General features: G+C 56.5%; 6 protein-coding genes. All 6 read left to right on the top strand.

Features of this window, described 5'->3' with window-relative positions:
* On the top strand, nucleotides 1–1,938 hold the full coding sequence (locus OP498_RS10645) for a site-specific DNA-methyltransferase (protein ID WP_280553455.1): 1,938 nt from the start codon (nucleotides 1–3) through the stop codon (nucleotides 1,936–1,938).
* An 11-nt stretch (nucleotides 1,939–1,949) separates the two neighbouring features.
* A complete protein-coding gene (locus tag OP498_RS10640) occupies nucleotides 1,950–3,608 on the top strand; it encodes an RNA-binding domain-containing protein (RefSeq protein ID WP_280553454.1) in 1,659 nt (552 codons plus the stop codon).
* A gap of 105 nt (nucleotides 3,609–3,713) precedes the next feature.
* Nucleotides 3,714–6,878: a DEAD/DEAH box helicase family protein gene (locus OP498_RS10635; RefSeq protein ID WP_280553453.1), complete on the top strand. Its 3,165-nt coding sequence runs from the start codon at nucleotides 3,714–3,716 to the stop codon at nucleotides 6,876–6,878.
* Nucleotides 6,879–7,256: 378 nt separating this feature from the next.
* A complete protein-coding gene (locus OP498_RS10630; RefSeq protein ID WP_280553452.1) occupies nucleotides 7,257–8,216 on the top strand; it encodes a hypothetical protein in 960 nt (319 codons plus the stop codon).
* Nucleotides 8,217–8,282: 66 nt separating this feature from the next.
* Nucleotides 8,283–10,850 (top strand): hypothetical protein, encoded by a 2,568-nt coding sequence (locus OP498_RS10625; protein WP_280553450.1) that lies wholly within the window; start codon nucleotides 8,283–8,285, stop codon nucleotides 10,848–10,850.
* Complete coding sequence (locus tag OP498_RS10620; protein WP_280553448.1) at nucleotides 10,847–11,011, top strand: hypothetical protein; 165 nt, start codon at nucleotides 10,847–10,849, stop codon at nucleotides 11,009–11,011. Before OP498_RS10625 ends, OP498_RS10620 begins: the two co-directional genes overlap by 4 nt.
* The last annotated feature ends 21 nt before the right edge of the window (nucleotides 11,012–11,032 follow it).

Genomic DNA, 11,032 nt, shown 5'->3' with positions numbered 1-11,032 from the left:
ATGGAAAAACTGAAAATGCACAGCCCTGATCTGAGCCAAAACAATATCGCTAAGATTCGAGAGCTTTTTCCCGGTTGTGTGACAGAGGTTCGAGATGAAGCCACGGGAAAAGTACGCTTGGCGGTGGATTTTGATCAGCTGCGGCAGGAACTGAGCGATTCAATTGTTGAGGGGCCGAAGGAGCGGTATCGGTTGGATTGGCCGGGTAAGAGAGCAGCACTAGCTCTGGCAAATGCCCCGGTCGCAATGACACTAAGGCCCTCAATACAACAAAGTGTTGCGTTCGAATCAACACGAAACTTGCTTCTCGAGGGTGACAATCTTGAGTCATTAAAATTGCTTCAAGAGACTTACCTTGGGTCAATAGATTTTATCTATATTGATCCTCCTTATAATACCGGAAACGATTTTGTTTATGAGGACGATTTTGGCGAGAGTCCCGATAGCTATCTTGTCAAGTCGAACCAAGTGGCGGGTTCAGGAGAGCGACTTGTTGCCAATTTGAATAGTAATGGTCGCTTCCACTCGGACTGGCTGGATATGATTTATTCTCGTGCTAGAGTTGCTCGTAATCTTTTGGTAGATGATGGGGTTATTGTTACGTCAATTGATGAGAATGAAATATCAAATCTCCGTAAGGTGTTTGATGAAGTCTTCGGAGAAAATAATTTTCTTTTTCAGATCACCGTCCTCTGTAACCCGAAAGGGCGATCTCAGGACAAGTATGTTGCCAACTGCCATGAGTATCTGGTCGGATACTCTAAGCAACAGCTACCAAAAGGTGCGGTAAATGCCCCAAAATCTGATGAAGAAGTTGCAGCAAACTACAAGCTGAAAGACGAGCGGGGACGGTATCGTGAACTTGAGCTTCGAAATACTCATAGAGAGTTTGGTAAGCACAACCGTCGAAACCTATACTACCCATTTCACGTAAGTGACAATGGCCTGGCTTCACTTGATCCTGGACAAGACCGTCAGCCGGTGTATCCAGACTGGGATGATGGGTTTGAGGGGTGTTGGACTTGGGGGGCGGATAAAGCGAGAGCTCAGTTAGACGAAGTGGTCGCAAGAAAAGTAAAAGGCGCATGGAAGATTTTTCGTAAGAATTATGCCGAAGGTGAAAACGGAGAAGCGACTAAGCAGGTTAAATCCATTTGGTTAGACAAGATTTTCCATACTGAGAAAGGACAATCAGCATTCAACGATTTATTTGAAACCCGTGAAAAGATTTTTCAGTCTCCTAAGTCTGTTGATACACTAAGAGAGTTGATCCGAATGGCAACTCGCAGGGACTCGCTCGTTCTTGATTTCTTTTCCGGGTCGGGCACAACTGGGCATGCAGTATTAGCTCAAAATGCTGAAGATGGTGGTAACCGTAAGTTCATTCTATCTCAAATTGCCGAACCTACGCCGGCTGTCTCCGAAGCTCATAAGGCTGGTTTCTCAACAATTGTCGAAATCACAAAAGAGCGTATCCGCCGCGCCGGGCAAAAGATTCTCAATGGTAACTGCCATCCCGATTGGAACCGCGATGTCGGCTTCCGTGTGCTCAAGGTCGATACCTCGAATATGAAGGAAATCTATTATCGACCCGATGAGCTATCCCAGGGTGATCTGCTTGAAGCGATAGATAACGTTAAGCCCGACCGCACCTCCGAGGATCTTTTGTTCCAGGTGCTGGTTGATTGGGGAGTCGATCTCACACTGCCTATTCACAGCGAAATCCTACAGGGTAAGACGGTGTTCTTCGTCGACGACAATGCACTGATGGCTTGCTTTGATACGGATATCAGCGAGGAACTGGTCAAGGAGCTGGCCAGGCATGAGCCGCTGCGTGTGGTGTTCCGCGATAATGGGTTTGTTTCGGACGCCGTGAAGATCAATGTCGAGCAGATCTTCCGTCAGCTGTCCCCCAGCACCGAAGTCAGAAGCCTCTGAGGAGTCGTGGCATGGACCAGCCAGCCCTGAATGCGTTGCTTGAGGCCCTGATCAGCACCTGGGAAAACGAGATAGTGGAGTTCAAGCAGGCCGGCAACGATTACGACACCAACAAGATTGGTGAGTACTTTTCGGCCCTCAGCAACGAAGCCAATCTGCGCGGGCAGGAGCGTGCCTGGCTGGTCTTTGGTGTTAGCAACAAAACCCGTGGCGTGGTGGGCACCAACTACCGGGAAGAGCCGGAGCGTATGCATGGTCTGAAGCAGCAGGTGGCGCAAGGCACCGAGCCCAGCGTCACCTTCCGCGACATCCATGAATTGCAGCATGCAGACGGACGGGTGTTGCTGTTTGAGATTCCCGCAGCGCCGCGGGGCATCCCCATTGCTTGGAAGGGGCACTATCACGCCCGTGCCGGTGAAAGCCTGGGCTCCCTGGGCCTGGACAAGCTGGACGAGATTCGTCAGCAGACCCTGGCGCAGGACTGGAGCGCGCAGCTGGTGCCGGCTGCCAGCCTGGCCGACCTAGACGAGGCGGCGCTGGCTAGGGCACGGGAAGCCTTTGCCCAGAAGTATGCCAACCGCTTCAGTGCCGATGAAGTCATGGGCTGGCCATTGACGACCTTCCTGGACCGGGCACGACTCACCCAGAGCGGCCGGATCACCCGCACTGCGTTGTTGCTGCTAGGTAAGCCCGAGTCGGTCTGGCACCTGTCACCCCACCCGGCACAGTTGACCTGGAAGCTGGAGGGAGCCGAACGGGCCTACCAGCACTTTGCACCGCCGTTTCTGTTGACCACAACTCAGCTGTATCAGCGCATTCGCAACATCCAGCTGCGCTTATTACCTCAGGATGAGCTGCTGCCCATTGAGGTCTCCAAGTACGATCAGAAGATTGTGTTGGAGGCCCTGCATAACTGCATTGCCCACCAAGACTACACTCGCAATGGCCGCGTAGTGGTGATAGAGCAGCCCGACCGCCTGGTATTTGAAAACGAGGGCAATTTTTTCGATGGTGCACCAAGTGACTATCTGGAAGGCAATCGCATACCACGCCGCTACCGAAACCCCTTCCTGGCCCAGGCCATGGCCGAGCTGAACATGATCGACACCATGGGTTACGGCATTCACGATATGTACGCCCGCCAGGCGAAGCGGTACTTCCCCATGCCGGACTACGACCTGGCAGAGTCCGGGGCGGTTAGGCTGACCATCTACGGCAGCGTGGTTGACCCGGCCTATAGCCGGCTGTTGATCCAGAAAACCGACCTGCCGCTGGCGGATGTGCTGGCCCTGGACCGGGTGCAGAAAAAGCTGCCGATTCCAGATGAGGCGGTGAGCCGCTTGAAGCGCGCGGGGCTGATTGAGGGACGTAAGCCTCGGTTCCATGTGTCAGCCAGTGTGGCCAAGGCAACCGGAAACATGGCGGACTACATCCGTACCCGCGCCCAAGACGATGAGTTTTACGCCAAGCTGATCACCGACTATCTGCAACAGTCAGGTCAGGCCAGCCGTGCCGACATCGACAAATTGCTGGTCGACAAGCTTAGCGATGCACTGACCCCGGATCAGAAGCAGCGCAAGATCGGCAACCTGTTGACCAAACTGAGGCGACGCGGACGCATTCTTAATGCGGGCTCTCGAGGCAAGCCTGAATGGAAGCTTGCAGAATGAATAGAGTGCCACAAGCAGTCAGGTCCTATAAGAATCAAACACATACTACTTTCTGCAAGCAGGTCATTCCGTGCATATGCAGAAAGAATGCAGAAAGAGATTGCCATGAAGCTGAAGTTTAAAACTCAAGCCTACCAGACCCATGCCGTAGAGTCCGTGGTGGACTGCTTTGCCGGTCAACCTCTGCTCGATGGCCTGACCTACAGGATCGATCCTGGCCAGCGTTCACAGGCCAGAGCCTTTGACGAAGAGGGCTTCAAGAACGCTGACCTGGCACTCAGCGAAGCCCAGGTGCTGGAGAACATCCAGGCCGTCCAGCGCCGCCAGAACCTGCCGGTTGCAACGTCGCTAACCGAGTTCACTACCTACGACAACAAGGGTAACCGGGTGCCTGTCAAGGCGGCCTACAAGAAGGACGCTCTGGCGGCTACGCGCATCCACCTGGACGTGGAGATGGAGACCGGCACCGGCAAGACCTACTGCTACATCAAGACTATCTTCGAGATGAACAAGCGCTATGGCTGGAGCAAGTTCATCATCATGGTGCCCTCCATCGCCATCCGTGAAGGGGTGTTTAAGTCCCTGCAGATTACGGCGGAGCACTTTACCGAAAGCTACGGCAAGAAGGCGCGATTTTTTATCTACAACTCCAAGCGGCTGCATGAGCTGGAGAGCTTTTCGTCCGATGCTGGCATCAACGTGATGGTGATGAATATCCAGGCGTTCAATGCCCGTGGAGCGGATAACCGGCGTATCTATGACGAGCTGGATGACTTCCAGTCGCGCAAGCCGATTGATGTGATTGCCGCCAACCGGCCGATTCTGATTCTCGATGAACCGCAGAAGATGGAGGGCAAAGCCACTATGGAGGCCTTGCCGCGGTTCAAACCGCTGATGATTCTGCGCTACTCGGCCACCCACCGTACCCAGCACAACCGGATTCACCGCCTGGATGCACTGGATGCATACAACCAAAAGCTGGTCAAAAAGATCTCCGTGCGCGGAATCCAGACGCGTGGCCTGGCTGGCACCAATGCCTACCTGTATCTGGAAGGTATCGATATTTCCAAGAAGGCTCCGGTCGCCCGCATCGAGCTGGAAGTAAGACTAAAGACTGGTGAGATAAAACGCCAACTGCGCCGCTTGCAGTTTCGGAATGATTTGTTTTCCGAGTCAGGTGAGCTGGACCAGTATCGTGACGGCTTCACCATCAGCCAGATCGACGCCACCTCCGACACCGTAGAGTTTACCAACGGGTTGGTACTGAAAGCTGGTGAAGCCAACGGTAACGTGTCCGAGCGTGATGTTCGCCGCATCCAGATCCGCGAGACCATCAAAGCCCACCTAGACCGCGAGAAGCAGTTGTTTGGTCAGGGTATCAAGGTGCTGTCGCTTTTCTTTATCGACGAGGTGGCAAAGTATCGCGATTACGATCAGCCTGATGAGAAAGGTGAGTATGCGCGTATTTTTGAGCAGGAATATCAGCTACTGAAAGACGAATACTTGTCCGAGTTGGCCATCGATAATGAGGCCTACAGGAAGTATCTGGATAGTATTGACTCGGCAACCACGCACAGCGGTTACTTCTCCATCGACAAAAAGACCGGGCGGGACATTGATGGTAATATCAGACAGGAAAAGGATGCCGAGACTGGGCACCGTGTTCCTGTGTCTCAAGACGTTGATGCTTACGATCTGATTTTGAAGGACAAAGAGAGCCTGTTGGCGCTTCACAGGGCTTCAGATGATGCAGAAACCAGTGCGAAACGGAAGGTGAGGTTCATCTTCTCCCACTCGGCCCTGCGTGAGGGCTGGGATAATCCAAATGTCTTCGTCATGTGCATGCTCAAGCACAGTGACAACACCATCTCACGCCGCCAGGAGGTGGGGCGCGGGTTACGCTTGTCGGTGGACCAGCACGGCGACCGCATGGATAACCCTGCCGTGGTGCACAACATCAACGTACTCACTGTGATTGCGAGTGAGAGCTACAAGAATTTTGTTGCCGGCTTGCAGCAGGAGATCAGTGAAGCACTGAGCGCACGACCACGACAGGCGACCGAAGCCTACTTCACCGGCAAGCAGCTGACGACCGAGCAAGGCCCGGTAGACGTGACCGCTGCCATGGCCAAGCAGATATACCGCTACTTGGTGAAGAACGACTATACCGACGATGCGGATCATATCGCTGACCTTTATCATCAGGCCAAAAAAGAAGGCAGTCTGGCCGCACTGCCGACCGAGCTGCAACCCTATGCTGATCAAGTTTTCGATTTGATAGACAGCGTATATAGTGAGGCTCAGATGCCAAAGCCGGAAGATGGCCGCAAGCCGAAAACTAACCCCCTAAACGCCAATTTCGATAAGAAGGAGTTTCAGGCGCTGTGGCAACGAATCAATCGTAAATCGGTATACCGCGTCGAGTTTGACTCCGACGAGCTGGTAAGTAAATGCATTGCAGAACTCGACGATAGCCTGCGAGTAACCCCGTTGCAGTACACCGTCCAGAAAGGCATTCAGCAGGATGGCCTGACCGATGAACAACTGCGTAAAGGGGATGGCTTCAAGGTAGAAGAGACCAAAACCGAGTGGGGTGACTCTATTCACTCGCTAGTCCGGTATGACCTATTGGGCAAGGTGGCCGAGAGTGTCAAGCTGACCCGCCAGACTACCGCCAGGATTCTGCAGGGGATACAGCCGGCTGTGTTCAATCAGTTCCGGCAGAACCCGGAGCACTTCATTGCCGAGGCATCACGGCTGATCACTGAGCAGAAAGCCGCCATGGTTATCGAGCGCCTGGCCTACGATGAAGTAGACGAGCGTTACGACGTAGATGTCTTCACTGCCAACCAGGCCGGTCAGGACTTTTCTCGCGCTACGCAGAAGCTGCAAAATCACGTCTACGACTATGCCATTACCGATTCCGATGTCGAGCGACGCTTTGTCCAGGAGCTGGATGTCAGCAGTGAAGTGGTAGTCTATGCTAAACTGCCGCGAGGCTTCCTGATTCCTACCCCAGTGGGCGATTACAACCCGGACTGGGCAATTTCCTTCCGGGCTGGTAGCGTGAGGCACATCTACTTCGTCGCCGAAACCAAAGGTACCATGTCGTCCATGAAACTGCGCGAGATCGAGAAAACCAAGATCGAGTGTGCGCGCAAGTTTTTCGATAAGATCAGTCGGCAGGTCATAGAGGACAAGGTAAAGTATGACGTAGTGACGGACTACGCCAAGCTGCTGGATGTGGTCGGGAAAAGTGTATATTCCTGAATCATCAGGCTTGTGGGTAACTTCGGATAACATAAAAATATATAACTGGTTTTGAAAAATTGGCTTGATTTTTCCCTGGCAGTCGGTTAACCCGCCTGCTAGGTTTTATTAGCTACTCAAGGCGGCCTGAAAGTCGTTGCTGAAGCCGAAAAAGAATTATCAGCGGTAACCCACTTATACTTCGTGCCACCCTCGCCGCGGACACGTGCTATCTGGCTATAGAGCGACAATTACTCTGGCCGACCGGTCAACGTAGTTGACGTCGCATAATCTGGCGCCGCTCCCAACCCGCCCCCGGCTTCGCCGGCGTCTGCGTCATTGCCCAGGCCTGGTGGTGGTGTACCCTGACGCCATCGTTCACGCCTCGATGAGACGCCAATGTATCCGACCACCTACCGCCACTACCCCAGCTTCACCCGCCGCTACGTGCGCTCGGTGATGAAGATGATGGGCCTGCCGAAGAAGCCCAAGGTCGAGGCCGAGATCTTCGACGAGATGTTGCACGACGAGCAGGTGGTGCATTCCATAAACGGCGAGATCCTGATGCTCGAGTGGCACCACGGCCGCGAGGGCAGGGTGGTGGTGCCGGAGCCGTCGCTGTCGGAGTGGCTGCAGACGGTGCAGCTCAGCAAGGTTCAGGGCGACGCCTGGTCGTGGCCCTGGGAGTTCAGCACGCTGTCGTTCCCGGCCAGGCAGACGTTCCATGGCCATCAGGTCGACGGTGCCCTGGTCGCCTGGGTGGATTCGACCGAGTTGCCCGGCCGCTACGAAACCTTCCTGAAGGCACACGGCAATCCGCATGGCGTGGACATGAAAGGCATCGGCGATCCCTGGCTGATCGTCGCCATCCACAACCCACTTGACGACAAGCCGAGCCTCAATCCCACCATGCTGCGCGGCGCCTTCAAGCCCAGCCAGATCACCGACTTCATCAATCGCGAGGCCATCGAGCATGCCGGCGGTCGGTCGACAAGGCTGGCGGACGAGGAGGGCATGATCCTGCGCGAGGTGGTGCGGTATGTGCTGTCGCTTGGCATGTACCTGTCTGCCTATCCTGAGGCGCTGTCGAGCGGCGTGCCGGACTGGATGAAGAACAAGCATCCGGACGGCAGGAAGGACGTGCCCTTCGCCCACATCGGTATCGACCGCGAGGACCGGGAGTTACGGGTGGCCATGACCGCGCCGCACTCGGTGTCGCCCTACTGGCGGCAGCTACGTGACGCCCGCTTCTACCGCGGCAAGTGGGCCAACCACCGCCCCGGCAGCCGTTACGTGCTGGTCAGCGGCTACGAGGTGGGGACGGAGAAGACGGTGGGTGTGGAGCAGATAAAAGGCTGAACAGTCTGCATCAAAGCACTTCCTTCGCCATACTCAAGGTCATCACTGTCTCAGCCCGGAGGGCGCATGAAGGATCGTCAGCCCACTCATCATGAGGTTTCCCTGTCGCCGACTGACCTTCTGGCTGGACTCGGCGGTGCCAATCGCGAGCTGATTGCCACCTGCCTGGCGCTCTTCGACGACAGTCGGTGGAAGCGTCGTCTCGAAACGCTCCACGAGCAGGCGATCGAGCGCATGGAGGGGCTAGCCAAGCGTTTGGGCCATCAGGTCGAGCAATGGCTAGAGGGCTCCGACCGTCACGACTTGCCTCGACTGCCGGCACCCGAGGTCGAGGAGGCTGGCCGGGAGCTTGGCGAGAGGCAACACTACTGGCTGGACTCAAATTACAGCGATGACTTGCTGCGCCTGCTGCTGTGGGCACGCCTCAGAGTTGCTCTGGGCCTTTCTCCAAGGCTGACCACCTCGTTCCGGGGCTGCGGCTTTCTGGCTGACGACATGGCCGCTCGGCTGATCCATGTGCTGGATCCTCCCGGGCTGGTCAACTCTGGGCGCCGCTGGCTCCATCAGCGCGGCTGGTTTGCCAAGGGCCAACACGCCACTACCCTGGATGATGTGGTGATGCCGATCCTGGACGAACTGCTTGAGCAGGCGCTGATGGAGGAGGCGTCGCCGCCGACTCAAGATCAGCGGCACGAGATACTGAGACAGGCGATCGCATCGCTCAATGAGCTGAGTGGCGAGAACCATGACCGTCTTCTCGATGATACCCAGGCCAATCGCCGCAACGACGCGGCATTTCGAAATGCTCTGCTTCTAGTCGGATCTCTGAGTGGTTTCGGTATCAGCGTCAGTGCAGCGGGTTTCTCTGCCTACATCCTGGCCGCCCAGGCCTCGGCCTTCATTCCCTTGGTCAGCGGTCCTGGCCTTGTCTCCTTTGTCTCGGTCATGTCCAACCCTATCACCGTTCTCGGGGTGGCGGGAGGCGGCAGCTGGTGGTTCTTTCGTTCGGCGAACGAGAAGGTTAGGGTCGCGGTGGCCGCCAGGGTCATGGCCATGCTGACCCTGCAGGGCAAGCTCTGCGGCGGCTCAGGCATGGAGAGCGCCAGGCGCTGTTTCTCTCAGGCAGCTGGCCTGCCGGTCGGCGAAGGTGTCAGTGCCAAGGAACTGAAGCGATATCGCGATGAGTGGCAATGGCTCTCCAGGCTTCCCACTCGCTCCGCGGATGTACCGCCTGACGACGTGCTCGATGCCATGGCCCAGCCCATCCGGCAGCATGCCGAGGAGGCCTCACCGCTCGGCTCCCGCCTGTCTGGCGAGACTCAGCAGAGTGGCGAGAAGCAGGCCGCGGCTGCCATGGCGACCCTGACTGCCGGCGATGTGCTCTACTCGGTTGCTGCCGTCGATCCGACCGTCATTGCTGCTGCCGATTTTTCCCGGGCCGCCGATATCGGTGTCGGCCTTAGCATTGCAGAGATGGCAGAGCAGATCCTCGATGGTAGCGACAGGGCGATACTCGGTGGCGTCAGCCAGCTCAAGGGGTATGTGGCCGAGAAGGCCGTCGCGGCTCAGTTGTCCGCGGCGGGCCATACTGTCAGCTTCCCTGATGCGGCCAATGAGCCAGGTTGGGATCTGCTGGTGGATGGCCAGGAGTTCCAGGTCAAGTTCCATACCACCCTTGGCGGTCTGCGGGAGCACTTCCAGCGTTACGACTACCCGGTCATTGCCAATACCGAACTGGTCGACCAGATCCCTCCAGAGTGGGCCGACAAGGTTTTCTTCGTCGATGGGCTGAGCAATGAGCTGGTGGAGCAGGTAACCCGAGACTCTTTGAGCACGGGCGTCGAGATTCTCAACCCCAGCGTCATCAGCTTTGCTGGTTCGATCAGTGCGGTCAGGGGCCTGGTTGCCTACCGTCGTGGGCAACTGACCGGAAAACAGGCCATCGAGCAGATCATGCTGGATGGGATGGTGCGCATGGGGCTGGCGGGCAGCGGTTCCGTGGTGGGGGCCGGCGTCGGCATGATGATGTTCGGCCCCGCGGGTGCCTGGGTGTTCGGGGCTGGTGCACCGGTAATGTCCCAGATGCTGACGACCAGAGTGAGCGAGCTGCTGCGCCAGAAGGTCAAGAGCCAGGCACATCGGGAATGGGAGTCACAGGCGCATCAAGAGCTTTCTGCCCTGCAGGCCAAGCTGCTGGAATCGCTGACTCGCAAGCAGCGCCAGCTGGATGAGAAGCTCGAAGCAGTGCCCAATAACTTGGCCGGAGACTACCTCCGCTGGCGGCTCCAGGATGACCGCGACTTTGCCCAGGAGTGTCAGGGGCGCTTGCAAGCGTTAGACCTGGCAGATCGCCCGCTGCCGGAACAGCGACTGACCGACACACTACGAGAGATGGCCATGTGCGGCGTGCATCCTGCAATTTACCAGCCTGAGCTGCACGCCGTGGTCGCCCGTATCAAGCATCGCCCAGAGCTTGCCAACCTGCTCGATGGCCAACATAGGGAATATGCCGCTGGCAAGGCGCGAGACATGGCCGGCAATCTCTGGGGGCAGGCCTCCGAGCGGGTCAAGGAGTCTGGGGCGAAAGAGAAGATGAGCGGGCTGATAAAGGGATTGACCGACAGGATGCGATGATCATACTTAGATCGCATATCAACTGGGGGTGTATAGGAGTGGACATCATCGACGACGACTTCATGGTCTGTACCGATTGTCTGATGATCATCGTTAACGATGACGCCACCGGTCTGGACTACTCCATGGACGAGGAGGAGGCCGCCGAGCGGGAGCACTGATCGCCCGGCCATCCTGCGGGA

It is taken from the genome of Halomonas sp. 25-S5 (assembly GCF_029889845.1).
Lineage (GTDB): Bacteria > Pseudomonadota > Gammaproteobacteria > Pseudomonadales > Halomonadaceae > Halomonas.
The sequence above is the reverse complement of the archived record's forward strand: the minus strand, read 5'-3'. Positions and strand labels throughout refer to the sequence as shown.

Bases quoted from the DNA above. Each gene is read 5' to 3' on its own strand.
- OP498_RS10640 (WP_280553454.1), top strand. From the start codon at position 1,950: ATGGACCAGCCAGCCCTGAATGCGTTGCTTGAGGCCCTGATCAGCACC.
- OP498_RS10645 (WP_280553455.1), top strand. From the start codon at position 1: ATGGAAAAACTGAAAATGCACAGCCCTGATCTGAGCCAAAACAATATC.
- OP498_RS10620 (WP_280553448.1), top strand. From the start codon at position 10,847: ATGATCATACTTAGATCGCATATCAACTGGGGGTGTATAGGAGTGGAC.
- OP498_RS10635 (WP_280553453.1), top strand. From the start codon at position 3,714: ATGAAGCTGAAGTTTAAAACTCAAGCCTACCAGACCCATGCCGTAGAG.
- OP498_RS10630 (WP_280553452.1), top strand. From the start codon at position 7,257: ATGTATCCGACCACCTACCGCCACTACCCCAGCTTCACCCGCCGCTAC.
- OP498_RS10625 (WP_280553450.1), top strand. From the start codon at position 8,283: ATGAAGGATCGTCAGCCCACTCATCATGAGGTTTCCCTGTCGCCGACT.